The 26,088-nt window shown below is 46.1% G+C and carries 24 protein-coding genes, 1 tRNA gene and 1 riboswitch; of the genes, 12 read left to right on the top strand and 13 right to left on the bottom strand.

What is annotated here, in order from left to right; genetic code table 11:
• Positions 1 to 73 precede the first annotated feature (73 nt).
• Together secDF and A8C56_RS05690 are read left to right on the top strand one after the other, a co-directional pair.
• A complete protein-coding gene (gene secDF, locus A8C56_RS05705) occupies positions 74 to 3,217 on the top strand; it encodes a protein translocase subunit SecDF (protein ID WP_067753214.1) in 3,144 nt (1,047 codons plus the stop codon).
• A 645-nt stretch (positions 3,218 to 3,862) separates the two neighbouring features.
• Entirely contained in the window at positions 3,863 to 4,900 is a 1,038-nt protein-coding gene (locus A8C56_RS05690) for a DUF6807 domain-containing protein (protein ID WP_067753209.1), read from the top strand.
• A 346-nt stretch (positions 4,901 to 5,246) separates the two neighbouring features.
• Here A8C56_RS05690 and A8C56_RS05680 read toward each other — a convergent pair whose 3' ends face one another.
• From A8C56_RS05680 to A8C56_RS05670, 3 genes are all read right to left on the bottom strand, one after another.
• Positions 5,247 to 5,903 carry an alpha/beta hydrolase gene (locus tag A8C56_RS05680; RefSeq protein WP_067753204.1) on the bottom strand — a complete coding sequence of 219 codons (657 nt, stop codon included), beginning with the start codon at positions 5,901 to 5,903 and terminating at the stop codon, positions 5,247 to 5,249.
• 167 nt (positions 5,904 to 6,070) lie between these two features.
• Positions 6,071 to 7,393 carry an aspartate kinase gene (locus A8C56_RS05675; RefSeq protein WP_067753200.1) on the bottom strand — a complete coding sequence of 441 codons (1,323 nt, stop codon included), beginning with the start codon at positions 7,391 to 7,393 and terminating at the stop codon, positions 6,071 to 6,073.
• Positions 7,394 to 7,532: 139 nt separating this feature from the next.
• Positions 7,533 to 8,603 (bottom strand): Ldh family oxidoreductase, encoded by a 1,071-nt coding sequence (locus tag A8C56_RS05670; protein ID WP_067761635.1) that lies wholly within the window; start codon positions 8,601 to 8,603, stop codon positions 7,533 to 7,535.
• 131 nt (positions 8,604 to 8,734) lie between these two features.
• On the opposite strand from A8C56_RS05670, the gene A8C56_RS05665 reads away from it, so the two are divergent.
• Positions 8,735 to 8,986, top strand: a complete 252-nt coding sequence (locus tag A8C56_RS05665; RefSeq protein WP_067753197.1) for a GlsB/YeaQ/YmgE family stress response membrane protein — start codon at positions 8,735 to 8,737, stop codon at positions 8,984 to 8,986.
• Between the two features lie 40 nt (positions 8,987 to 9,026).
• Here A8C56_RS05665 and A8C56_RS05660 read toward each other — a convergent pair whose 3' ends face one another.
• Together A8C56_RS05660 and A8C56_RS05650 are read right to left on the bottom strand one after the other, a co-directional pair.
• Positions 9,027 to 9,881 (bottom strand): hypothetical protein, encoded by an 855-nt coding sequence (locus A8C56_RS05660; RefSeq protein ID WP_067753195.1) that lies wholly within the window; start codon positions 9,879 to 9,881, stop codon positions 9,027 to 9,029.
• 361 nt (positions 9,882 to 10,242) lie between these two features.
• Positions 10,243 to 10,665: a single-stranded DNA-binding protein gene (locus A8C56_RS05650; protein WP_067753191.1), complete on the bottom strand. Its 423-nt coding sequence runs from the start codon at positions 10,663 to 10,665 to the stop codon at positions 10,243 to 10,245.
• 212 nt (positions 10,666 to 10,877) lie between these two features.
• Between A8C56_RS05650 and mnmA the strand changes: the two genes are divergently transcribed.
• The 8 genes from mnmA to A8C56_RS05610 all read left to right on the top strand — a co-directional run bounded on the left by mnmA (position 10,878) and on the right by A8C56_RS05610 (position 17,159).
• A complete protein-coding gene (mnmA, locus tag A8C56_RS05645) occupies positions 10,878 to 11,993 on the top strand; it encodes a tRNA 2-thiouridine(34) synthase MnmA (RefSeq protein ID WP_067753188.1) in 1,116 nt (371 codons plus the stop codon).
• Between the two features lie 30 nt (positions 11,994 to 12,023).
• On the top strand, positions 12,024 to 12,788 hold the full coding sequence (locus tag A8C56_RS05640) for a hypothetical protein (protein ID WP_067753186.1): 765 nt from the start codon (positions 12,024 to 12,026) through the stop codon (positions 12,786 to 12,788).
• A gap of 101 nt (positions 12,789 to 12,889) precedes the next feature.
• On the top strand, positions 12,890 to 13,222 hold the full coding sequence (locus A8C56_RS05635; protein WP_067753183.1) for a DMT family transporter: 333 nt from the start codon (positions 12,890 to 12,892) through the stop codon (positions 13,220 to 13,222).
• A gap of 139 nt (positions 13,223 to 13,361) precedes the next feature.
• Positions 13,362 to 13,820, top strand: a complete 459-nt coding sequence (locus A8C56_RS05630) for a DoxX family protein (RefSeq protein ID WP_067761633.1) — start codon at positions 13,362 to 13,364, stop codon at positions 13,818 to 13,820.
• Between the two features lie 140 nt (positions 13,821 to 13,960).
• A complete protein-coding gene (locus A8C56_RS05625; protein ID WP_067753180.1) occupies positions 13,961 to 14,623 on the top strand; it encodes a Rossmann-fold NAD(P)-binding domain-containing protein in 663 nt (220 codons plus the stop codon).
• Positions 14,624 to 14,745: 122 nt separating this feature from the next.
• Entirely contained in the window at positions 14,746 to 15,465 is a 720-nt protein-coding gene (locus tag A8C56_RS05620) for a phytanoyl-CoA dioxygenase family protein (protein ID WP_067753177.1), read from the top strand.
• 64 nt (positions 15,466 to 15,529) lie between these two features.
• On the top strand, positions 15,530 to 15,964 hold the full coding sequence (locus A8C56_RS05615) for an NUDIX hydrolase (RefSeq protein ID WP_084490030.1): 435 nt from the start codon (positions 15,530 to 15,532) through the stop codon (positions 15,962 to 15,964).
• A gap of 121 nt (positions 15,965 to 16,085) precedes the next feature.
• Positions 16,086 to 17,159 carry a glycoside hydrolase family 18 protein gene (locus A8C56_RS05610; RefSeq protein ID WP_084490028.1) on the top strand — a complete coding sequence of 358 codons (1,074 nt, stop codon included), beginning with the start codon at positions 16,086 to 16,088 and terminating at the stop codon, positions 17,157 to 17,159.
• Between the two features lie 89 nt (positions 17,160 to 17,248).
• Here A8C56_RS05610 and infC read toward each other — a convergent pair whose 3' ends face one another.
• The 3 genes from infC to A8C56_RS05590 form a co-directional block, all read right to left on the bottom strand.
• Positions 17,249 to 17,872 carry a translation initiation factor IF-3 gene (infC, locus tag A8C56_RS05605; RefSeq protein WP_067753172.1) on the bottom strand — a complete coding sequence of 208 codons (624 nt, stop codon included), beginning with the start codon at positions 17,870 to 17,872 and terminating at the stop codon, positions 17,249 to 17,251.
• A gap of 163 nt (positions 17,873 to 18,035) precedes the next feature.
• Positions 18,036 to 18,908 carry a GTPase Era gene (era, locus tag A8C56_RS05595; RefSeq protein ID WP_067753165.1) on the bottom strand — a complete coding sequence of 291 codons (873 nt, stop codon included), beginning with the start codon at positions 18,906 to 18,908 and terminating at the stop codon, positions 18,036 to 18,038.
• Between the two features lie 254 nt (positions 18,909 to 19,162).
• Positions 19,163 to 19,234, bottom strand: a tRNA-Met gene (locus A8C56_RS05590).
• Between the two features lie 157 nt (positions 19,235 to 19,391).
• A riboswitch (TPP riboswitch) is annotated at positions 19,392 to 19,499 on the top strand.
• A gap of 70 nt (positions 19,500 to 19,569) precedes the next feature.
• Between A8C56_RS05590 and A8C56_RS05585 the strand changes: the two genes are divergently transcribed.
• A complete protein-coding gene (locus tag A8C56_RS05585) occupies positions 19,570 to 21,822 on the top strand; it encodes a TonB-dependent receptor (RefSeq protein WP_067761629.1) in 2,253 nt (750 codons plus the stop codon).
• 590 nt (positions 21,823 to 22,412) lie between these two features.
• Here the strand turns inward: A8C56_RS05585 and A8C56_RS05575 are convergent.
• The 5 genes from A8C56_RS05575 to A8C56_RS05560 form a co-directional block, all read right to left on the bottom strand.
• Positions 22,413 to 23,783: an NAD-dependent succinate-semialdehyde dehydrogenase gene (locus tag A8C56_RS05575; RefSeq protein ID WP_067753160.1), complete on the bottom strand. Its 1,371-nt coding sequence runs from the start codon at positions 23,781 to 23,783 to the stop codon at positions 22,413 to 22,415.
• Positions 23,784 to 24,004: 221 nt separating this feature from the next.
• Complete coding sequence (locus A8C56_RS25250) at positions 24,005 to 24,568, bottom strand: bestrophin family protein (protein WP_218917255.1); 564 nt, start codon at positions 24,566 to 24,568, stop codon at positions 24,005 to 24,007.
• A 2-nt stretch (positions 24,569 to 24,570) separates the two neighbouring features.
• Positions 24,571 to 24,927: a bestrophin family protein gene (locus tag A8C56_RS25245; RefSeq protein WP_218917254.1), complete on the bottom strand. Its 357-nt coding sequence runs from the start codon at positions 24,925 to 24,927 to the stop codon at positions 24,571 to 24,573.
• Between the two features lie 240 nt (positions 24,928 to 25,167).
• Positions 25,168 to 25,386 (bottom strand): hypervirulence associated TUDOR domain-containing protein, encoded by a 219-nt coding sequence (locus tag A8C56_RS05565; RefSeq protein ID WP_067753157.1) that lies wholly within the window; start codon positions 25,384 to 25,386, stop codon positions 25,168 to 25,170.
• 12 nt (positions 25,387 to 25,398) lie between these two features.
• On the bottom strand, positions 25,399 to 25,947 hold the full coding sequence (locus tag A8C56_RS05560; RefSeq protein ID WP_245645771.1) for a DUF488 domain-containing protein: 549 nt from the start codon (positions 25,945 to 25,947) through the stop codon (positions 25,399 to 25,401).
• Between the last annotated feature and the right edge of the window lie 141 nt (positions 25,948 to 26,088).

Below are 26,088 nucleotides of genomic sequence, written 5' to 3'. Positions count from 1 at the left end.
ATTTATGCCTATAAACCTTATCTTTGCCCCCTTTAAAAATAAGAGGAACCCAAGATTAAAATAACAAAAACGTATGCAACTCAAAGGACTGGTTCGATTTTTTACAATCTTACTCATTATCTACTCACTCTACCAGCTGTCATTTACATGGTTTGTCCGCAACCATGAAAAGAAATTAGAGACGATTGCCCGGAATTATGTGAATGCCAATTACCAGACTGCTGTCCAAAAGTACCCATCCAATAAGGACTCCCAGGAAGTGTACCAGGAAACATTAACGCATATTTATAATGAGCGCCTGAGCCGTTTGAAGGATAGCACCAAAGATGAAACCATTACCTATGGCATCACCGGCGCTATCAGCTATCAGAAGGCCAAAGAAGAAGAGCTGAACCTTGGCCTGGATCTCCAGGGTGGTATGAACGTGACCCTTGAAGTGGAAATGACCGGGTTGCTGAAAACACTGGCGAATAACTCAAACGACCCTGTTTTTCTGAAAGCACTGGATAATGCCGACAAACGCAGGGGTAACAGTGATGCGAATTTCATCAGCCTGTTTGTTGAAGAATTTAAGAAATTAAGCCCGAACACCCCGCTGGCCTCGATCTTTGCTACAGCAAACCATGAAAGCATTAAAGTGACCGACAGCGATTCAAAAGTGATCAAATTTTTGCAGGATCAGTCAAGAGCGGCCTTTGACAATACCGCCAAACTGATCACTACCCGTATTGATAAATTCGGCGTAGCGCAGCCGGGCATTAACCCTGACCCGAATAAGCAGATCATTTCCGTGGAATTGCCGGGCGTACAGGATAAGGAAAGAGTTCGTAAAAACCTGCAGGCCTCAGCCAACCTTCAGTTCTGGGAAGTGTACAATATTTCTGAACTATGGGCCAACCTGCAAAAAACGGATGAACTGTTCTTTGCCCGGAACAGCGGAAAAACGGCAAAAGACAGTACAGCAAAAACTGATTCGGCCGCAGCCGGGGCAGCCGGCGATTCAACAAAAGCCCCTGCCCAGGATAGTTCCAAAAAGCTGGAAGAGCAACTGAAGCAACTGGCCGGCAGCGATAAGAATGCACCCAAAACCACTGATGCAGCTTCCAGTCAGGAGGCAGAAGCCAGGAAGCACCTTTGGGGCTGGCTGATACCCGCTATGGATCAGCAGGGCCGCCTGGCGGATGTGGGTATGATTGGCCAGGTGAACATCAAAGACACTGCTGCTGTCCGGGAGATCTTAAACACGCCAGCTATAAAAGCACAGTTCCCGGCGGAAGTTGCCTGGATGTATGGTCTTCCTCAAAGAGTGGGTGCCGGCAACAAGAAAAGCAATATGGTGGCACTATATGCCATTAAGACCTACGGGAAAGATAAAGCAAAACTGGAGGGCGAGCATGTAACCAATGCCGGCTATGATTTTGACCAGACGGGCAAAACCAATGTTTCCCTGGAAATGGACGCTGTGGGAAGCCGCATCTGGGCCGACATGACAAGAGCCAATAAGGGCCGTTATATAGCGATAGTGGTAGATAACCAGGTTTATTCTGCCCCTATCGTAAATGATGTGATCGAAGGAGGCCGTTCCAGCATTTCCGGGAGCTTTACCCAGGATGAAGCAAAAGACCTTGCCAATATCCTGAAAATAGGGAAACTGCCCGCACCGGCAAAAATCGTTTCTGATGAAACGGTTGGGCCCACACTTGGACAGGCAGCCATTAAAGGGGGCTTAATGTCGTTCACCATTTCATTTATTGTCATCTTTATACTGATGCTGGTGTATTATAATACCAGTGGATGGATTGCTAATATTGCCCTGATCCTGAACCTGCTGTTTACGGTGGGCGTGCTGGCGGGCCTTGGAGCAACATTGACTGCCCCGGGTATTGCGGGTCTTGTACTGACTATTGGTATGGCGGTGGACAGTAACGTAATCATTTATGAGCGGATCAAAGAAGAGCTCACCAAGGGCAAGGGATATATTACAGCCATCAATGAAGGTTATAACCGGTCCCTTTCTCCCGTTCTGGATGGCCACGTTACTACCCTGATCACAGCAATCATTCTTTATTATTTTGGGTTGGGGCCTGTAAAAGGTTTTGCAACCACCCAGATACTGGGTCTGTTGCTCTCCCTGTTCTGTGGTATCCTGGTAAGCCGCTGGGTTACGGACTGGTTCACCGATAAGAACCGTCACCTCAAGTATTTTACCAGCCTGAGCCGCAGCATTTTCAAACACAGCGCTTTCAAATTTATTGAGTTCCGGAAAATTGCCTACGCTATTTCAGTAGTGATCCTGCTGCTTTCACTAGGTACCATTTTCCATGGGTTTGATTATGGTGTGGAATTTGACGGAGGCCGCTCCTATCGTATTGATTTCAATAAAAAAGTAGATGTTGAGAAAGTACGTGATGACCTGAAGAAAACCTTTGATAATGAAAACCCCAGCATCAAAACAGTAGGTGATGCAAGCACGCTGGATATTACGACCTCTTACCTGATCAAGGATCCCAACAGTCAGCGGGCAGATTCGATCGTGCTGCATAAGCTGTATGACGGGTTAAAAACCTATCTGCCAGCCGGTATTACCTTTGCCCAGTTCGACAATCAATATAAACTCAGCTCCAAAATCGTATTACCTACCATTTCGGACGATCTGAAACGGGGCGCGGTAAAGGCCACGATCCTGGCCATACTGGCCATCTTCCTTTATATCTTCCTCCGCTTCCGCGACTGGAGGTACTCCCTGGGCACCATTTTCTCCCTGTTGCACGACGCGTTGGTGGTACTGATTGTCTTCTCCTATTTCCGGGATATTGTGCCTTTCCCGCTGGAGATCGACCAGCATTTTATTGCGGCGATACTGACCGTGATCGGTTTCTCCATGAACGACACGGTGGTGGTGTTTGACCGTATACGGGAAGACGGGCGGTTGTACCCCAACCTGGATCAGAAGCAACTGGTGAATAAAGCCATCAACGACACGTTGAGCCGTACCATTATGACATCTCTTACAGTATTCCTTACGGTTCTGATCCTGTTCATTTTTGGTGGTGAGGCAGTAAGAGGATTTGCCTTTGCGATGCTGATCGGCGTGATAACCGGGGTCTACTCTTCTATCTTTGTGGCGGCTCCTGTTCTTGTTGACCTGAAAGGCGGTTTAAAAAGAGGCGCTAAAAAGACCGGCCCAGCCATAAAGGTGCAGCCGGGGCACAATTAAATATCATTGTTTTTAAAGTATACAGAGGGGGTCGTACAGATCACCTCTTTTTGTTTGTAGCCGGCAGTACAGCAGTAAAAGCCAGGTTTTTTGAAAATAACCCTTATAATAACGGGCATCAGGGTTACCCGTCCGTCAGAAGCATTTCCTCCGGTCACTGGCCGCACCCTGTCCATCCTGTTTTTAATATTACGGCGCTGCGCGCCTTTGGGGGGCTATGATTGTTTGCTGCTATGGACCGGCCTGCTCAGCAGCTATGCTTTCCAAATAGCGTATGGTAAAGGTGCAGCGCACCTATATTATTTATTGAACCATCCAGAATAATCACAGAGCCGCAGCGCGGCGTAATATAAGTTTGAAGAAAATAGCTATCTGTCGGAACTGAAGAAGGCAAAGCCTCCGGGACCATGCTATATTTCTGGTTCATAAACTACAAACCATGGCCGGTAGCTTCCCGGGCCACAAAAGGTTATACACTGCATTAGCGGGTACCATTAGAATATAGCAGCCATTGACTATCTTTGAATAGATACAACGATTGAGTGATCATTTTATCCGGTAAATAGCCGGCCTTTAAATTTCACCCGGCAGCATTTGATACTCACAGAATTGGCACTTGACATGTAATAGAATAATAACAAGCATATGAAATACAGCTTCTCCCTCCTGGCGATAACCTTGTTTTTGACCGCAAACAGTCAGGCCCTTACAGGGTTTCAACTGGTGGATGAGCCTGCCCGGAAGCAGGTGGCAGTGCTTTATAATGGCCGGCTGCTGACCGCCTATTGTTATACGGACAGCATTGCAAAACCATTTCTTTATCCTGTAAATACACTGAGCGGAATTACAGTTACACGCGGTTTCCCCGTAAAACCCATACCCGGCGAAAGTACTGACCATCCGCACCATGTAGGCATCTGGCTGAATTATGAATCAGTGAACGGGATCGATTTCTGGAATAATTCCTCTGCCATTCCTGCTTCAAAAAAGGAGCATTACGGCACCATCATGCACCGGCAGATCACTGATAAAGCACAGACAGCCACTACTGCTACCTTAAAAACAACAGCTACCTGGGTTACGCATTCAGGAGAACAACTGCTGAATGAAACCACTACTTATTTTTTTGAGGTTAAAGACCGGTTGTTCTATATAACACGGTCTACCACGCTTACAGCCCTTCAAAAACCAGTGGTCTTTAAAGATGTAAAAGATGGCTTCTTTGCAATAAGAGTAGCCAAAGAACTGGAAATGCCTTCCGCGGAATCAAAAACATTTACAGATGTGCATGGTACGGCAACAACAGTCGCCGCATCGGGCAACCCAAAAGCTACCGGCATGTATTATGCATCAAACGGGCTGAAAGGAGATGCGGTATGGAGCAGCCAGGGGACCTGGGCCATGCTGCAGGGCCGGAAAGACGGCGCTCCCATTACCATTGCCCTGCTGGACCATCCTTCCAATACGGGGTACCCTACTTACTGGCATGCACGGGGATATGGCTTGTTTGCCCTGAACCCCTTGGGAAGGTTTGTGTTCAGTAACGGGAAAGATTCCCTGAACCTTACCCTGCAACCGGGAGAAAGCAAAAAATTCACCTACAGGGTCATCATCGCTGCAGAGCACCTCGGGGAATCAGCAATCAAAAAACAGGAGGAGGCCTTTGCCAAAACAGGTTATTAGCCACAGCACCAGCTAATGCGTCCTGCATAAAAATGTTCCCGGGGATTTCCGGAAATATGAATGCAGGCAGTGCCTTCCGGGGAGGATCTTGTTTTTCAGCAAGGGATTGGTTCCTGCGTCCGTTCCCAATGGAACTGCTGCCTCGCAGAGGCAATATCCCTGTAATAAGATTATCTCATACGGATTAAAAGCCATCGGGGCGGTCTGTCAAAAAGCAGCTACAGGTTCGTTGTTAAAAATGCAACGAAAAAGACATTTGAACAGCGGGAAAATTAAAAATTTCCACGGTAGCCCCATAAGTTTTGGGAATATGTAATGCCTCTTCGCATTTTCGGGCAGTTCCTTCCTATTCATCAGCAAGCTGGTCGTTAATGATCCGACTTATTTCCTGCGACCGGTTCCATATCATCATGTGCGTTCCGCCTTCAATAATAAAATCGGCCTGAATGGTTCTTATAGGAAAGATCCGGTCTTTGCTGCCATGGATATGGATCATCTTTTCCGGCGTTCCCCCGCTTCGCCAGTTCAGGATCTGATCAAAAGACCAGTTCACGTAACTGATCTTTGCATTTTTACGGTAAACATTTGCAAATTCCTGCTCTTCTTTTGTATAGGCGCCTAATCTGCGGTTAGCGATCTTATAGACCTGGTTGCTTTGCTGGATCATTTTAACGGGGAACAGCCTGTTCAGCCGCAATGTACCTGCTATCCGCATGCTCAACGGCATTTCGGCTCTTGTTTTGATGCTGGAGATCAGGATGATCAGTTTTACTTTCCTGAAAGCTGCAATTTCCTGGGCTACCATCCCTCCAAAGGAAATGCCTATAATAACCGGGTCTTCGGAATCGATCGGTTCTGACATCCGCTGGCAGTAATGGCGGAAAGACTCTCCTTCTTCCGGGTCCAGCCAGTTGATGAAATGCAAGGCTGCATTTTCAATTTTCAGGTTACCGTAAATCTTTTCATCAACCCCAAAACCCGGTATGCAATAGACTTTTTTCAAACGGATACAATGGCGGAAATACAGTTCAGCGGCCCTGCTGTGCGGGTGCCTGCAAAAACGAGCAGATCAGCGATATAGTTATGCCGGGTATATTTCCCCATCGTTCCGGAGCCTCGGAACGAAGAAAAACATATTATTCAGCATCATTCTATGCGTTCTGCGGGAGTTTAATCCAGCCCAAACATCCCTTTATTCAGCTGCTTCAGCAAATGTACTTTTTCATCAGCAGATACCAGTAAAGAAATATTATGCGGGCTTCCCCCGTAAGACACCATGCGGATAGGCACATCTTTTACGGACCCGAACAGCTTTTTTATGATCTCCTCGGTTTCATTAATATTATAGCCTACAACAGAAACAATGGTTTGCTCCCTGTCTATCGTCACCGTTCCAAATACTTCCAGTTCCTTAATGATCTGTTCCAGGTGCTCTGCGCTGTCAATAGTCAGTGAAACGGCTACCTCGGAAGTGGTGATCATATCAATTGAGGTCTTGTATTTTTCAAACACCTCAAATATCTTTCTCAGAAAACCATAAGCCAGCAGCATACGGCTGCTTTTTATACGGATGGCAATAATATTATCTTTTGCGGCCACTGCTTTTACGCCATGCCCGCTGGGCTCCAGGGTAATCAATGTGCCCTTTGCCTGCGGCTCCATGGTGTTCAGCAGCCTCACCGGTATCTTATATTGCTGTGCCGGCCATATGGAAGCGGGATGCAGGATCTTGGCGCCAAAATAGGCCAGTTCCGCCGCCTCCTCAAAGCTCAGCTGTTCAACAGGCCGGGTTGTGCCCACCACACGGGGGTCATTATTATGCATGCCGTCAATATCCGTCCATATTTCACAAACCGATGCATTAATGGCCGCTGCGATCAGGGACGCGGAATAATCGCTGCCGCCCCTTTTAAGGTTGTCTACCTCTCCTCTTGCATTCCGGCAGATATAGCCCTGTGTTACCAGTATTCTTTTATCCTTATTCAGGTTCAGCAGTTGTGTCAGCTTAATACGAATACTGCCAATCTGGGGCTCCTCGTTCTCATCAATGCTCATAAACTCCAGCGCGGGCAACAGCGCATAGGAAGCGCCGATCTCTTCCAGGTATGCTGAAAATATTTTGGTGGAAAGCAGCTCGCCCTGGGCCAGGATGTCCTTGCTCAGCGCTTCACTAAAAGATATTTTAAGAATGATGTTCAAAAATTCAAAATGCTCGTCAACAATTGACTGGGCCTTTGCCAATGATTCCGCTTTTGAGAACAGCTCCTGTATAAACTGATTATAGTGCTCTGTTAAATTATTGATCAGTTGCTGCGCAGTATGCCTGTCGCCCCCTGCAATCGCATTGCCAATTTCAACCAGTGCATTAGTGGTTCCGGAAAGCGCGGAAAGCACTACAATAGCAGGCTCTGTTTCTTTCTGCAAAAGCGCTGCAATATGTTTCATCCGTTCCGGTTTACCAACACTGGTACCTCCAAATTTCATTACCTTCATGAGTGTCCCTGTTTATTTCTTTTTTATTTTTTGTTTTTTTGAAGCGTTCCTGACAAAAAGCATTGCCATGCCCGGCAGCGCCCGTCAATTTTGCCCGGTCGCGAATTTCGTAAAAAATCATCAGTAAACAGCATTCATTTTAAAAAGCCACACCCAGTTTGTCTCCGAGGGCTTTCAGGTCGGCTACAACTGCAGGCAACAGCGGTATTCCTTCCTGTCTTCTTACTATTTCTGTTTCACGCTCCGGGTCGCCCGGTATCAGTACTTTATCCTGCCCCTTTATGGTAGCTGCATTCCGGAACCCTTCGATCCAGTCATCCATATCCCGTTTATAAGCATCCACCGTTCTGAAGGCATCCACGCGCATGGCACCAAAAAAATGCCCGATCCCCTTACCAGGCTGCTTTTGCGGCATCGGTACATATACCGGGAACGGGGGTACCCAGGGTGCATAGTTAGCTCCGCTTAATACTGCCGAAAAAATATCTACCACTGCGCCCAATGCATATCCTTTATGACTGCCATGCTCCCTGTCGCCACCAAGGGGCAGCAAAGCGCCGCCTTGCTTTAAAATATCCGCATCGGTAGTCGGGTTTCCTTCCGCATCCTGTACCCAGCCAGGCGGTGCCTTCTGATTTTTACGTTGTAAAATCTCCAGCTTCCCGTTTGCCGCTGTAGTGGTTGCCAGGTCTGCCACAAACGCGGGCTGCCGGCCGGCCGGAGCTGCCACGCAAATAGGATTGGTGCCCAGCATTTTTGCCGTTGAAAAAGTTGGGGCAACCAACGGGCTTGCATTGGTCATAGAAATACCAATCATATCATGCGCCAGTGCCTGCATAGCATGTGCTGCTGCAATACCATAATGATTACTGTTCTGTACGCTTACCCAGCCGGTGCCAACCTTCTTTGCCTTTTCAATAGCAATCTGCATGGCAAAGGGAGCCACTACCAGGCCCAGCCCCCTGTCTCCGTCAACAACAGCTGTAGACGGGGTTTCATGGATCACCTTTATACCAGGCGTTGCATTTACGCGCTGTACTTCCCAAAGCCGCACATAGCCGGCCAGGCGTGCCACTCCATGCGAATCCACCCCACGCAAATCAGCCGAAAGCAATACTGCTGCTGCCGTTGCTGCGTCTTTATCAGAACAGCCTATTTTCTTAAAAACCTGTATCGTAAAATCACGTAAATGTTCAAGGGAATAGTTCATTTCCTGCATCTTACAAAGTAACAACAATAGCCATAAATCTTCTGTAAAAAAAATCTGGCCTTTAAGCGCCGGAACAAAAAGAATCAATATATTTAGAAATAAAAGACCTGAACATTTAAATCTTACAACAAATGGATATACTTTGGACGTTGCTTATCGGGGCCGTTGCCGGCTGGCTGGGATCCGTTATTTTCCAGGGCAGCGGCCTGGGGCTGATCGGAAATATCATCATTGGTATTTTAGGATCTTTTGTAGGCGGCTGGTTGCTGGGCAAACTGCATATCAGTTTTGGCTCCGGCACTATCGGCACCATTTTACAAGGTGCATTAGGTGCTGTTGTGATCCTATTTGTGTTAAACCTTATCTTCCGCCGACGCGTCTGACCAGGTGGTTCAATAACAACGGGCCTGCTTTTGAAATGTCCTATTGGAATGTGTTTAACGCAATCACTTCTCCCAGGTCTTTGAAGAAGGCGGCATAGGCCAGCATGTAATTATCTATACGGGGATACGGCCGTACATTTAGGTTCTCTTTTAACAATGCATAAGCTTCTCTGGCATTTTCTGTATTAAAAAACAAACCGGCAAACTGTGAGGTGGAATCAAAACTTCTTAATCCGACGCCTCCGTTATAATAGGAGAATGGCAAATGGAACCTGCGCGTATTAAAATAATCTGCGCGGGAATCAGCAATCGCCTTTAAATAAACAGCATTGTATTGCAACAGGCTGACCACGCGCTGTGCAATGGCTGCAGGATCTTCGGCCCTGCCCGGTTTTGCCCGCCATTTGTTTAAGGAGGGATCAGTAAGCGCTTTTCCATATTGCTGCGGGCTCACCCTGTAGCAGGCCAGCAGCACATTTACAGTTCTTTTTTTATGATCCAGCCTCAGATCCAGGGTGAGCGTGCTGTCAGATAAACCGGCAATCTCAAACACCATATCATCGTGCTTAAAACCGATCAGGTTGGGAGGAAAGAACTCCCAGGTTCTTTGGGTCTGGTTGCCCAGACTGTCCTCCGTAATAAAATGATGACCGGGTGTAATGGCCAGCGTTGTTAATTCTGCTGCATTTTTAAGATGCAGGAGCGTATCCCTGAAGAAATCCTGTACCTCATCGTCCGTTTCTTTAACACCTACCTCGTAAATCAGCCAGCTACCCTGTAAAACAGCTTCAGCCTCTTTGGCTGAAAGTTTATGAATATCTGTATTGGATTTCAGTTTAAGGTTGCAACCTCCAAGCAGTACTACGCCCAGCGCAACAATAAAAACAGGTCTCATTCAGTTATCGTTTTTTGTAAAGATAAAATGAATAGAGCGCAAAATTGAGGTAAGGCACATAAATTTAATGGGATCAATCGCCACTATGGCACGAACGTATTTGAGAAGCTGTATAAAAACCCCGGACCCATCAGTCCGGCCTGTACCGGCTTTACATTCAATCACGCTTCCGCAAACGGGGGCCGTGCATTCACAGGCATTAAACACAGGCATAACAACAGGGTGCTGGTAAGAAAGAGGCATTTAGCCCGATCAAAAAGCGCCCGGCAAAACGGACCGCTTTGTTTTGACCCTGCCCCTGCACAGAATACCGTTCACAAAAAAGCCCCTTATGCAGGGGCTGCTAAAAAAAATCAATTGATCAGAACGGGAGGTCATCAACCGTATCGTCGCCACCAACAGGCGGGTTGGAAGCGTTCCCGGAAGCAGAACTATATCCCCCGTTAGCTACAGGAGCGCTGCCGTCTGCACGGCCGCCCAGCAGCTGTACCTCCCGAACCCTGAGCGATAACGCGGCACCGCTGGTACCATCAGTACGGGTAAAGCTTCTTACCTCGGGAGTTCCCTCCGCATATACCTGTTTTCCCTTGGTCAAATATTGAGAAATGGTGGTGCGGTCTGTCCACCAGGCACAATCCACCCAGGTGGTCTTTTCCTGGTTATTGCCCTGGCTGTCCCGGTATTTTTCAGTATGCGCCACCGTAAAATTGATCACGCTTTTTCCATTCACATTATTTACAACGCAATCCCTTCCCAGATTGCCGATGATCTGCATTTTTAACATAGTGCTCTTATTTTAATTTACAAATTCATCCGGCAAGATAATCTTTTCAGGCAGAATCACCATAAAATTTTACCCTCCGGTGATAAAGTGCGTATCATCTGATTCACAACACGTTACCTGCAGTGCCAGCCCTGTATGCCCGCCAGATGGTGCCATAAAAAATGGGCGCTGTTTTATTCCGATTTCTTGGTTTATCTTTGCAAACTATTATTATGAGCAAAAAAGGAAAAGTTTTAGTAGCAATGAGCGGCGGCATCGACAGCACAGTGGCAGCACTGATGCTGAATGATGAGGGCTATGAAGTGATCGGCATTACTATGAAAACATGGGATTACACGGGCAGCGGTGGCAGCAAAAAAGAAACCGGCTGCTGCAATGTGGATAGTTTTAATGATGCCCGTATGGCGGCTGTGCAGCACGGGTTCCCGCATTTTATCCTGGACATCCGCGAAGAATTTGGCGACTTTGTGGTGAATGATTTTGTAGAGGAATACCTGGCAGGGCGCACACCCAACCCCTGCGTGCTTTGCAATACACATATTAAATGGCGTGCGCTGTTAAAAAGAGCCGATGCCCTGGGCTGCGATTTTATTGCAACCGGGCATTATGCAAAAGTTCGCCGGCATAACAACGGCCGCTATGTGATCAGCAAGGCGGTTGACCCTGCCAAAGATCAGAGCTATGTGCTTTGGGGCGTTGAACAGGACCTGCTCAAAAGAACCATCCTGCCCCTGGGTGGCTTTCATAAAACGGAAATCCGCCAGATGGCAATGGATTACGGGTATCCGGAACTGGCAAAAAAAAGCGAAAGTTATGAAATTTGCTTTGTGCCGGACAATGATTACCGCTCCTTCCTGAAAAGAAGGGTAGACGGACTGGAAGACCGTGTAAACGGCGGCAATTTTATAGATAAGAACGGGAAAGTGCTGGGGCAGCATAAAGGATATCCCTTTTATACCATCGGGCAGCGGAAGGGGCTTGATATAGCCCTTGGCAGGCCGGCTTTTGTTACAGAGATCAATCCGGACACCAATACCGTTATGCTGGGGGATGAAGTGGATCTTGAGAAAAATGAAATGCAGGTTACAAAGATCAACTATATAAAATACGACAGCATTACGCCAGGCATGGAAGCCATTACAAAGATCCGCTACAAGGACAGCGGCACCCTTTCCAATTTGTACCCCGAAGGGAACGATATAAAAGTGGCTTTTTACCAGAATGCCAAAGGCATTGCGCCTGGCCAGAGCGCTGTGTTTTATGAAGGCGATGACGTTATTGGTGGGGGCATCATCCGCTCCGGCAACAGATCGCCTTTTGCCCGGTAATCCTGTTCATTGTATTCAAAGCAACGCCAAATGCAAAAACTGTTTTTCCTACTGCCCCTTTTTATCCTGAACGTTCTTTTATTTTCCTGCGGAAATAAGAACAGCGATTTTGTGCCGAAAGACAGTATAAAGGATTATTACCCGCTTTCAGTAGGGAAATATATCACCTACCGGGTTGATTCTACCGTATTTGTCAGAAGCGGCAGCCAGGTAGCGGTGCATCAGTACCAGGTAAAGCACTTAATAGAATCCGTAACCACCGATAACCAGGGCAGGCAAACCTTTGTTGTGCACCGTACCCTCCGTAATGCCGATGGAACGGGCAACTGGCAAGATGATGGCCTTTATTACATAACGCCGGCTGAGAACAGCATTGAAGTTACTGAAGACAATATAAAGGTAATAAAGATTACCAACCCTATTTACACAGGTGCCAGCTGGAAAGGCAATGCCTACCTGGCAGCAGACCCTTATGCCGATCTGTATGATACACAGGCCGGCAGGGATATGAATACCTGGAATTTCAGCTACTATAACTTTGGAGATACAACGGTTGATAACCACACCTACAGGGACGTATGGTCCGTTCAGCAAAACAATACCGTCTTAAACATTCCCCCAACGTCCGGCACACAGTTAGGCTTAAAAGAAGTGGGATTTGAAAAGTATGCAAAGGGCATCGGGATGGTGTACCGGCACAACGACATTTATGATTTCCAGGGGCCCAATGAGGATAACCCGCAAGGCACTTATGCCGGTTTCGGCATCAGTATGTGGATGATCGATCATAATTAGAAATACTGTCACCAGGCTTTTAAGAAACCGCTCCGTTTTACTGCAAACCAGCAACATTTCATCAGCAACAGTCCTATTTTTGCCTGTGTAAAAAATATGCAATGAAAAATTACATCTTCCTGTTCCTTGCCATTCTATTTGAAACCATCGCCACCTCGGCACTAAAAACATCCGAACAATTCTCAAAGCCCCTGCCCTCTGTAGCAACCATTGCAGGATACATACTGGCATTTTACTTCCTGGGCCTTACCCTTAAAACAATACCAGTTAGCATTGCCTATGCCATATGGTCGGCCGTGGGCATTGTACTGATCACATTAGTGGGCATTGTTTTTTTCAGGCAGATACCGGATCTTCCTGCTATTATTGGCCTGTCGCTGATCATAGCCGGAGTAATAGTGATCCATGTGTTCTCAAAAACCAGTATTCATTAATTTTGCGGATCTTGCTGAACGAAAAATGAACAGCAATGTGGTTCACTGTCAGCGCTGCCTGTTTTTTATTATCTTTAAAAATAACTCCTGCAATTTCAGGAACATCATACACAAAAGTAAAAACCCATTTATTGAACATATGAAGCCCTTTTTGATCCTTATCATTGCCTTTATACTCAGCCTGCTCGTCATCAGGCTTGTGAGTGGCGTATACGACTATTCCCTGGCAGGGCGCATTGCAATGGCAGTAATGCTGCTCTTTACCGGCATTGCGCATTTTGCAAAGCCAAAGGAAATGGCCCTGATGCTGCCCAAAGCCATTCCGGGCAGGATATTGCTCATTCTGCTTACCGGGATCCTCGAAATAGCCGCAGCTGCAGGACTTTTATTTACACAAACATGCATCCTTACAGGTTGGATGCTTATTTGCTTTTTCCTGGTTATTCTGCCCGCAAATATTTATGCTGCAGTTTCCAGAGAAGGCGGAGCAAGAACAACATTTACAGGGCAGGGAGTAAAGTACCTGTGGTTCCGGATTCCACTGCAGCTTTTTTTCATTATCTGGACTTATGTCTTTGCAGTGATGGGACCAGCCTGATCATAAAACGGGTCCATTTTCAGGCACCGGTAAACTATGGCCGGTTTGTATGGGGTGGGCATTTAAAAAAACAACAGGCAATACTGTGCCTCCCAAAAAGGTGCAGTAGCGTTACACAAACCATTATAATAATAAAAAACATGGGGATCAGAATAATAATTACCGGAACCACCGGAATGGTTGGTGAAGGCGTTTTACTGGAATGCCTTCAGAGCCCCCAGGTAGCAGCAGTTCTTTCTGTAAGCCGCAGGCCGGCAGGGAAAACACATCCTAAATTAAAAGAATACCTGGTGCCCGATTTCCGGGAACTTCAGATGGATGATGAAATGCTGAAAGGCTATGATGCCTGCTTCTTTTGTGCGGGCATCAGCAGTATCGGCATAAAGGAAGATCAATACCGTACCATTACCTATGATACAACTATGCATTTTGCCAGGGTGATGCTGCGCCAGAACCCGCAGATAACTTTTATTTATGTAAGCGGACGCGGTACCGACAGCTCGGAAAAAGGGCGCTCCATGTGGGCCCGGGTAAAAGGAAAAACAGAAAACGGCCTGCTGGCAGCCGGGTTCAGCAATGCCTTTATGTTCCGGCCAGCATTTATGAAAGCAGTGCCCGGGCAGCAGTTTACCCTGCGCGCTTACAGGTACCTGAGCTGGCTTTACCCGGTGCTTAAAGCAATTGCTCCCGATAGCGTAAGCACCCTGCAGCAGGTAGGCAGGGCAATGATCAATGCTGTAACAAAAGGAAGTCTGCAGCAGGTATTAGAAGTTAAAGACATTAACGCGCTCAGCGAAAGATGATATATAAAATTATAAAAAGGCTGGTTTTTAAACCCGGGAGTGACTGCTTATAATGGGCCGGGCCCAATTTTATTGAAAGACTTGTAATCCGGCCGGAGCTCTTATTGTTAATCTGATTTTTTATGAACCATCCTGACCAGGTCCAATCCGCTATAAACACCAATGGGTTCGCAATCATCCCGGATATTTATACCCCCGGCGTAATAGATACGCTCATTGCTGCCATCAGCAATACAGATACCCACCACAACACGTTCCGGAGATCAAAGGATCTCTTTGCAATACGGCAGTTCTTAAAAGAGATACCTGAAGTATTGCCGTTAATTTTTAATGAACGGCTGAAAGCAGTCATTAATGAGGTGTTTGGAAGCATCTATTTTGTAACCAAAAGCATTTACTTCGATAAGCCTGAAACATCCAACTGGTACGTGGCATACCATCAGGATCTGACCATTTCAGTGGATAAAAAAATAAATACGGACGGCTACAGTTTATGGACGGTTAAGCAGGGTCAATATGCAGTTCAGCCACCCGTTGAAATTTTAGAGAACAACTTTACCATCCGTATTCACCTGGACGATACAGATGAATACAATGGTGCATTAAAAGTTATTCCCGGTTCTCATAAAAGCGGGATTCTTTCACCGGATCGTTTTAATAAGCACAGGGAGCAACCCACCATTTGCAAAGTTCCGCGGGGCGGTATCATGATCATGAAGCCCCTGCTCCTGCATAGGTCAGGCAGAACCGTTAATAAAAAAAGAAGAAGGGTCATCCATATTGAATTTTCAGATGCTGGGCTTAGCGGAGGGCTTCACTGGTCAGAGCAACTGATCCTTTAATCCACTTTGCCTTATTAGGCGCGGGCGTTATCTTTGCCGGCGCTATTTTAAAGTTTGCAGGAAAATGAACAGGAACAATACAATAAAAGAGCTGCCAACCGCCGGACTGGTGGTTATAAAAAACAGGCAGCTCTTATTAGCTTATAGCAAGAACAGGCAGGCATGGTATTTACCCGGTGGCAAAATTGACAAAGGAGAAACAGCCGTTCAATCACTTATAAGAGAAATAAAAGAAGAACTGAGCCTGGTTATAAAAGAACAGGAACTGACATTTTTCCGGCACATTACTGCGCCTGCCTATGGAGAAGCGGATTATATTATAATGGAGCAGGACTGCTTTCTGTATGAACTGACACAGGATATAGAGCCCCGAAATGAAATTGCAGCAGTGCGGTTTTTTGATGAGCCCTCCTACCGAAAAGAACCGGCACAGGTACCGGGCGTTCTATTATTATTCGGGCACCTGAAAGCAGATGGGCTGATTATGCAGGACTGTTGATTGCACATATCTACATTCTTTTGGCCCTCCTTCCGGTCCTGCAAAAGCACGAGGGCCGATCCGGTTTTTAGCGGCATGTATTGCTGAATTGTAGTATATTCCGGTACAAAACCAAATAGTTTTGAAAAATTGGAGTTTAACAGCTGTTTTCTTCCTGGTATTGCTCAGTGCAAACGCCCGGCAAACAAATTATAAGATCGTTGCTTACTATTCCGGCGACAGTGCTACCCTGTTACAGTATGATTTGGGAAGGATTACTCATCTTATATACGGATTCGGGCACCTGGACAGCCTGGGAAAGTTTGCCGTATTCAGGGCAAAAGATACAGCAGCATTAAAGGCATTCCAGATCATAAAGCGCCGGTATCCGCATCTCAAAACAATGATCGCGCTCGGTGGCTGGGGCGGTTGCAGACCCTGCTCAGGTACATTCAGTCACCCGGATAGTATTGAACAGTTTTCTGCATCCGTAAAGAATTTTTTAGCGGACTTCCGGCTTGACGGCATTGATCTTGACTGGGAGTATCCCGCCATACAGGGAGTACCCGGGCACCCCTTCTCACCCGCCGATCAGCAAAACTTCACCAGCCTGGTGGTAAGCCTGAGAAAAAAACTGGGCGCCAAAAAGCTGGTAACATTCGCTGCAGGAGGCTTTCAATATTATTTAAACGAATCTGTTGAATGGCAGAAGATCGCCGGCACAGTAGACTTTGTGAATCTGATGACTTATGACCTGGTGCATGGCTATTCCACAAAAACGGGGCATCAGTCATCCTTATATTCTGCTGCGCCCGATGAAGAGTCTGTTGAAAGGGCTATCCGGTTCTTCAGAAAAATAAATTTTCCGCTCCGGAAGATTGTTGTGGGCGTACCTTTTTATGTACGCGCTTTTCAGGTAGATACTGCGATCAATAACGGCCTTTTCCAGCCTGGCAAATTCCTGTTCATGAGTGGCTACCGGTGGAATACGGATTCTCTTTCGGCAAGCAGCGGGTTTATCCAATACTGGGACGAGCATGCTGCAGCACCTTACTGGTTCAATAAAGATCGAAAGCTTTTTGTAACAGGCGACAATAAGCGGTCCCTGCAATTAAAAACGGAATACATCCGGCAAAATCACCTGGGGGGCATTATGTTCTGGGAGCTGTTCTATGACACCTTTAAAAGCGGGCTGCTGAATGATATCCGTTTCTGATGCGCTTTAGTACCCGCCTGCTTCTGCATACCAACAGGAAAGGCCCATACAAAATGGGCCTTCCTGTTAAAAACAATTAAAAACGATGTTTATTTCTTCTTTGCAGGTTTAGGAGCAATCATTGCCAGCATACGCCGGCCTTCCAGCTTAGGCATATTCTCCAATGTGCCAAACTCTGCCAGGCGCTCTGCAAATTTCAGCAGCAATAGCTGCCCGCGATCCTGAAACTGGATGGCACGTCCTTTAAACTGCACATAGGCTTTTACCTTGTTTCCTTCTTTCAGGAAGCCTTCAGCATGTTTGGCTTTAAAGTCAAAGTCGTGATCATCTGTATTCGGCGTAAACCGGATCTCCTTGATCTCGGTGGTCTTGCTTTTTGCCTTTAGTTCCTTTTCTTTTTTCTTCTTATCGTATAAAAACTTATTATAATCTATAATACGGCAAACAGGTGGGTCTACTTTTGGTGAAATTTCCACCAGGTCCAGCTCCATGTCCTGTGCCATTTTAAGTGCTTCCTGAGTAGGGTAAATACCCTGCTCAACGTTATCGCCAACAAGCCGTACCTGTGGCACACGAATAAAATGATTGATGCGGTGTTCTGCTTCTTTTTGAGGTTGAAATCTTCCTCTGAAATTTCCTTTGGGCCTGTTACCGCCACCCGGTTTAAATCCTGTACCTGGTGGTCTGTAAGTTGGTTTTTGTGGTACTGCCATTTAATTTTTTAAATTCTCCTCACTGTTTCTGCCCGGGAACCAATGTAAATCTTATTTTGTTTTATAAGCCTTTCGGGCAAGGCAAGTTATTTATTTTGGCAAAAATGGCGAAATATTATCAGTCCTGCAATTTTATTTTTCCAGGCAGCTGCCCTTTTCCGGGCTAAGCTCCATACCCGTATTCTTTTAAATACAACTCGTTATCCCGCCATTTGGGTTTTACTTTTATAAACAGCTCCAGGAACACTTTCCGGTCTAAAAACGCCTCAATATCCTTACGGGCGGCCGTACCAATTTTTTTGACCATGCTTCCTTTTTCGCCGATCAGGATCATTTTCTGGGTCTCCCGGTGCACAATAATATCTGCAATAATCTTTACCAGGGTTTGTTTTTCTTTAAATTCGCGGATCAAAACAGCTGTATGATAAGGTATTTCATCCTGTGCCAGCTCATAGATCTTTTCGCGGATCAGCTCGCTGACAAAGAACTTTGTAGGCAGGTCGCTGATCTCGTCGGTATCATAAAAAGGCGCGCCCTCCGGCAACAGGTCAGCGATCGGTTTTATAAAATGCTCATAGTCCACACCCGCCAGCGCAGAAATGGTCAGAATGTTTTTTGCATAAGGCTTATCCTTAAACCAGGCGACCGTTTCTTCAATTTTTTCTTTTGAAGCCTTATCAATTTTATTGATCACCAAAATGCAGGGTACTTTAAGCTTAAGGGCCGAAAAGATCTGATCGCATTCTTCCCGGTTATCATTAATATCCACCATCAGCAAAGCCACATCGGCATCCTCCAGTGCGCTCTTTACTGCCTGCATCATTTTTTCATGCAGCTTGTACTGGGGTTCAATAATACCCGGGGTATCTGAAAAAATGATCTGGTATTCTTTTTCTGTAAGTATGGCTTTGATCCGGTGCCGCGTGGTTTGTACTTTCGGCGAAACAATGGCCAGCTTCTCCCCCATTAAGGCGTTCAGCAAAGTGCTTTTACCCGCATTAGGCCTTCCGAAAATATTTACAAAACCTGCCTTCATTACTGTATAGACCCTGGTATGGTTAAACGATTTATTTCGCTGTCCGGGGCGTCTTTGCCGGCATCCCTTATGCTGTTGCCCCGGAGAACAAAAATAAACTTAAAATCCATTGGATTTGAATCGGCATCGGGAATTTAAACCGGTATAAATTTTTGCTGGTTTTTTACCATATACTATATAAACCCTGCACATATTATATGTATTATATATGCAAAATAAAAAATCCCGCCTGCTATAGAACGGGATTTGGTTAGTTGCGAAGCCAGGGATCGAACCTGGGACCTTCGGGTTATGAGCCCGACGAGCTACCGCTGCTCTACCTCGCACTACAAAGATAGAACAAAAAACCGATATAACAAAAGCATTCCGGAATTAATTATTTTACACAGTTCCTTTTATCTTGATTTTTTTTATAATTTTGCATCCGTTCTTTCAAAAAATGAAAGCGCGCTTGTTTGAATGTTCAGCAAGCCAATAAAGTTTTCAGCGTTCCCGGGGTGCTTGATTCCGCTAATAACGGATAAAGGCTGAGATAATACCCGTAAACCTGATCAGGGTAATGCCTGCGCAGGGAAGGATGGTTCCTTTCTTTTTCAGCATTTCCCTCTCATTATTTTTTTACCTGTTCCGCCGGCGGCGGGATCTTAAAATGAAAAAACAAATGAAGAGGATGTTTCTTTCCGCGTGCCTTATAATGGCAGCACAACTTTCTTTTGCACAAACAGACACTATTGCCGCAAAAACAGACAGCTTTTACCAGCTGTCTCCTGTAGAAGTACGCTCCCTGCGATTGAGCAACCGCGCCCCTTTTGCCACATCCAATGTTATGGCATCAGAACTGTCGAAACAAAACCTGGGGCAAAACTTACCCTATCTGTTAAACCAGACTCCGTCGCTGATCGTGAACGCAGATGATGGCCTGGGAGTGGGTTATTCTTCTCTGAGAATACGGGGAACCGATATGACGCGTATTAACGTAACCATGAACGGGATCCCTGTAAATGATGCAGAATCCCAGGCCGCCATTTTTGTAGACCTGCCCGATCTTGCATCATCTACCTCTACCATACAGATCCAGCGGGGCGCCGGCTCCTCTACCAATGGTGCAGGGGCATTTGGCGGGTCCATTAATATCTCCAACCTGGAACAAAGCAGGGAAGCCAGTGCATCCCTCAGCAACTCCTATGGGTCTTATAACACGTGGAAGCATACGCTGCGCGCCGGAACAGGGATGCTGAAAGGGGGCTTCCAGTTTGATATCCGCTTATCCAAGATGAGCTCCGGCGGGTATATAGATCGTTCCTCCTCCAGCCTGTCCGCAGCACAGGTGATCGGGTCCTGGACATCAAAAAATGAAGCCACCAACATCAAATTCAATTACCTCACGGGCAAAGAGCGTACCGGCCAGGCCTGGAACGGGATCGGGGTAACCTATACCGATAAAGACGATCCGGCTGATTTTAATTATGAAACAGTGCTGGATCAGACAGGCAGAAGGACCAACACCCTGGGCCAGATTAATGACAGCACCTATTATAACGACCAGACGGATAATTACTGGCAGGACTATTACCAGCTCTTTCTGAATCAAAAGCTCAACAATAACTGGTCTTTAAACATCGCAACGTTTTTAACAAGGGGAAAAGGGTATTACAATGAATACAAGAGCGACCAGTCTTTTGCAGACTACTATTTACCCGGTTTTGTAAAGGCGCCGGGCGACACCCTGAAAACAACCAACCTTACCCGACAGCTCTGGCTGGATAATTATTATTACGGAACCGTTTTTTCAACCAGCTATAATACCGCCAAAACCAATTTCACTTTCGGCGGTGCCTACACCCGTTATGATGGCGGGCAATATGGTTATGTAACCTGGGCAGACTATGGGGTACCGCTTGATTATAAATGGTATGACCTGCCTTCCTTTAAAGGTGATTTTAATATCTATGCAAAGTTACAGCAGCAAATAGCCCCCAACTTTTATGCATTTGCAGACCTGCAATACCGCAATGTTGTTTACACGATTGATGGTTTCAGGGAAGATACCAGCATACATATCAGCAACACGTATCATTTTTTTAATCCCAAAGTAGGGATCAGCTATTTCATCAACCACCACAACCAGGGCAGCAGCAAGCTATATGCATCCTATGCTATTGCCAATAAAGAACCCAACAGGGATGACTTTGAAGCCGGCTTATCTGAACAACCCCGTCCCGAGCATTTGCAGGATATTGAAGCCGGCTATCAATACAATGCCCACCTGTTCCAGGCAGGTATCAACGCCTATTATATGAAATATAAGGATCAGCTGATCCTTACCGGGAAGATCAATGATGTGGGCGCTTATGCCAGAACCAATGTAGACAACAGCTACCGTGCCGGCATAGAGCTGACGGCCGGTGCCAAACCGGCAGATTGGATACAGATCAATGCCAATGCTACTTTCAGCAGGAACAGGATCCGAAATATTACGCAGTACTCAGATGATTATGATAACGGCGGACAGCTGTCCGTTCAGTACAGTAATACGGATATTGCGTTTTCGCCGAATACAATTGCAGGCGGAAGCGTTACCGTGGAACCTTTGTATAAGATCACCGGCAACCAGCATCTGTATGTGGATATTCTTGAAAAATACATCAGCCGTCAGTACCTGGACAATGCCTCCGATAAAATGAAAAGCATTAACCCTTATGCTTTAACGGATCTGCGTTTGCGCTATCAACTGCGCACAAGGGCATTTAAAGAGATCAGCATTATTGTACTGGTTAATAACCTGCTCAATAAAAAATATGAAAACAATGGTTATACCTACAGTTATTTAACGGGAGGCAGCTTCACTACCGAAAACTATTATTTTCCCCAGGCAGGCACCAACTGGAATGCAGGCATCAGTTTTTCTTTATAAGTGAGGTGCCTTTAAAGTTCCTTGCAACATGAACAAATTAATACCCGCACAGCCGGACAGCAGCGCTATCCGGGTATTTTTGTCTTAAGCTGTAATACCCTGGCCTGTGTAGTGCGGGCACAACTATTTTCTTCAAAACAATGTTACTGGCAGCAACATGCCGGCGGAGGCTTACATCATGCCGCGCTGCGGCTCTGTGATCATTTTGAAGGGTTTTATAAATAGTACCGGGGGCGCTGCACCTTATAAGGAACCGGTATCAAAATTATTTTTCTTCACGGTCAGTACGGAAATAGTTCTTCCGTCCGTTTTGCTTTTGGGAAAAATTCCGGCCGGATCCGATGGTTATCGGATGATACTCTCTATGCAACTCTCTATGCAGAATTATTTTCAATAAATTACAACACTTGCTATTAACAACTGACGAAGCCTGGCTGCTCCGCAGCCAAACATTCGTAGCAACAAACAATAACGGGCCCAAGGCGCAGGACGCCGCAATATTAAAAATGTGATTGAGCGGCTGCGATCAACGACCGGAAGCGATGCTTCTGAAGGGGTTGAAAGCCTGTAATCAAAAAAAGGAAAGAGTCTTACCGCCAGACCGTTTTTATATTAACAAACTCTTTGATTCCAAAGCTGCCCAGTTCACGCCCGTAACCGGATTGTTTGATGCCGCCGAACGGCACACGCGGATCAGATTTTACCAGCCCGTTCACAAAACAGGATCCGGCCTGCAATGCTTCCCTGGCTATCCGTTCTCCTTTGGCTATATCTTTTGTAAACACCGCAGCGCCCAGTCCGAAAACAGTGTCATTCGCAATTGCAATTGCATGCGCCTCATTCCTTGCAGTAATCACGCAGGCCACTGGCCCAAAAAGCTCTTCCTCATAGCCGGTCATCCCCTTTTTGATACCGGTCAGTATTGTAGGCGTATAGAATGCATGCGCTCCTTTAAAACCGGGGATCGCCCCTCCCAGTATACAGGTAGCCCCTGCCTTAATATTTTCCAGTACCTGCCGGTGCAGCTGATCTCTCAGGTCTGCCCGCGACATCGGCCCCAGCTCCGTTTGCGCGTCCAGGGGATCTCCCAGCTTTTTATGGCTCATTTTCTCTTTGAATAAACGAACAAATTCTTTTTCCACCTTTTTTACCACTATAAAGCGTTTGGCCGCAATACAGCTTTGTCCGTTATTGATCAAACGGCTTTCTGCACAGACCGTTGCAGCCTGCTCCAGGTCTGCATCTTCAAGGATCACATAAGGATCGCTGCCGCCCAGCTCCAGAACCGTTTTCTTGATCAGCGCTCCGGCTTGCTCCGCAACGCGCATGCCCGCTTCAGTGCTGCCCGTTAAGGTTACGGCCTTTACCAAAGGGTGCGCAATTACTTTGTTTACTGTTTTGCTGCCAATAAGCAGGGTTTGAAATACTCCTTTCGGAAACCCTGCCTTTAAAAGCAGTTGCTCAATAGACAGCGCGCAGCCGGGCACATTAGAGGCATGCTTTAGCAGCCCCACATTGCCGGCCATTAAGGCCGGCGCAATAAAACGGAAGCATTGCCAGTAAGGAAAGTTCCAGGGCATAACGGCCAGTACAACCCCTATGGGCTGAAAGGTAACAAAGCTCTTCCTGGCATCTGTTTTTATAACTTCATCCTTCAAAAAGGCAGCTCCGTTCTTTGCATAATATTCACAGGCCAGGGCGCATTTTTCAATTTCCGCGGCACCATCCTTCAGGGGTTTTCCCATTTCTAATGCCATCAGTTTTACAAGCTCATTTTCCTGCTGTCTTAATAAAGAAGCCGCTTTTAACAGATGTTGCGCTCTTTTTTCATAGGAAGTTGTTCTCCATCGCTGCCAGGCTTTTTCTGCTGATTCAATTTTTTGTACAAGCGCTTTTTGGGTATCCTCTTTATATGTTCTGATAATTTTACCGTTTACCGGATTGATCGATTGCATTGCCATAAAAAATCATTTTAAATGTTTATCTGCTATCCATTACTATACTTTTTCTGTTAACAGGGAGTGCAGGCCTTTACCGGCACCGGTATGAGCCTTTATGCTTAAAGGTACTTTTTTTATATAATTTACAATCAGCGCTTCTCTGCGCGGGAAACACAGAATAATAATGCCCCTGTAATAGCCTAGCGGACAAGCATTCTGTAACCGGCTGTTATCTGCCCGGATCAGTCAATAAAATATGAGCCGGAAGGTTTGTATTCTTCCTGCGGGATCTGTGCCTGTTCAAAGATTGAATATTCAATGCTCTGACAGATAGTATTCAATGCCAGGTCATTTTCCTTTTCTCCAAATGGCTCTTCAATTTCCTGGATGATCGCATCCAGTGCTATAAAAGTATAACTGATGAGCAGTACCACTACCGGTATCATCCAGCCCAGACTGTCCACCAGGCCAAAGGGCAGCCAGAAACAGTAGAAATAAACGGTCCGGTGCAGCAAAACGCTGTATGCAAAAGGTAAAGGGGTATTAGAGATCCGCTCGCATCCGCCAACGATCTGAGAAAAATGATTCAGTTGTTTGTCCATAGCAACCCAAACAATGTTGTCAATATATTTTTTTCTGTTTTGCTCACTGATCCATTTACCCAGCAGATCCAGGATCATTACCGGGATGTATTTTTTGTCTTCTAAATAGCTGAGCTGTTCTTCAGTAAGCAAACGGGAAAGCTGTTCTGTACCTGTATTATGCCTTAACCGGTAATTGAGCAACCATCCAAAGGCTGCGATCATTTTTATAAAGGACGTCTTACTTTCCCCGGATTCAGGCGAGGAATCCTTACTAAGGTCAGCACCTGCCTTGTAAGCATTCTTGCCTCTATAATGAGGGTGCCCCATAATTTCCGGCCTTCCCAGAAACGGTCATAGCTTGCTGTATTATAAAAACCCATAAAAATCACTAACGCCAGCCCTATGAGGGTAAAAATGGTAGGGTTCAGGTGCACTTTATAATGATATATTCTTCCGTTAAAATAAAGAATGGTTAATGAAAATACTGCAATTAGAATAAGCTGGATGATGATATTCCTTAACACAGAACCTTTCCAGATAAATAACATTTGCAGCCAGTTGGTGCGTTGCCTTGTGATCATTTTAATTGAACAATTTTACGATTGGGTTTCATCAGAATACGGCCTGAGGAAATGCTATGTGTGTATGGTGCCCACTAATCAGTTCCATTGCCTGATCGTGATCCCAAAAAGAGCTGATCAAAATTATGAAAAAAGGATCAATGCCAAACTATACCGGGCAGAAGCTGATATGAATAAAACAGGCCTGCTCCTGCATGCAGGCGTTAAAATTAAACACAGTTAAATCTTAATGCCTATGGCTTAACGGTTCGTAACCTTTGTAAGCGCAGTGCCTTTATGGGCTGCAATGTGATCCGATTTACTGCTTTTGATCTCATATTGCGGATCGGCTTCTGTTGCATGATGCGTATAGCCTTTGTAATCAAAATCTTTCGTATGCACTTTTATTATTGTTCCTGAAACCTTTCCGGCTTCAGAGTTCCAGCTTACCACATCGCCTACTTTGAATGTTGTAGCCATTATCAGATTTTTTTATTGATCAAACAGATTTTCGTCTGAATAAAAAACACGGTCGCCAACAACCCGGGCAGGCGACGTGTACGAATGTTCTTCTGCTTTGCCTGCTGCCATAATATGCAGTACCTTCCACCCCTTTGCTTTTAAATAGTCCGACACCATAGAGCGATGGCAGCGCCACCATACGGCTTCTGAGCACATATAAGCCGTTGGCTGTGCCAGGGCAAGCGCTTCCAGTTTCAGGACAGCCTTTTCAAAAGCGGCTGTTTCCATATAATCCGCATATCCCCTGAAGGACGCATTGCGCCAGCGGCTGTTCCCCGAGTCTTTTTGTACTTTCCTCCTTCCGCCCAGTTCTTCCAGGTGCATATAACGGATCCCGTTCTTTTCCAGCGCTGCTGCCAGATCTTCTTTATTAAACCAGGGATATTTTCGCGAGCCTGGAAAGCGCCGGATGTCGGCCAGGGTACTGATATCAAAAGATTGCAGCATCTCCAGGAATACAGCAAAGCTATGGGTGGAATGCCCGATGGTATAGATCTTATGTTTAACAGGAAGGCTCACGTCATCACTAAAAAAATATCGCTACTCAACCAATTATCAGAAAGTAAATTTACACTTTTCCTGTTTACCGGCCGGATTGGCTGTATCCTGTGAATGCATAAAGAGGAATACCTGGCCTGCTGCCTGATAGTGCCGCGGTTA

Source organism: Niabella ginsenosidivorans (genome assembly GCF_001654455.1).
In the GTDB taxonomy this organism is placed as follows: Bacteria; Bacteroidota; Bacteroidia; order Chitinophagales; family Chitinophagaceae; genus Niabella; species Niabella ginsenosidivorans.
This window is presented reverse-complemented; position numbering and strand designations above follow the sequence as displayed.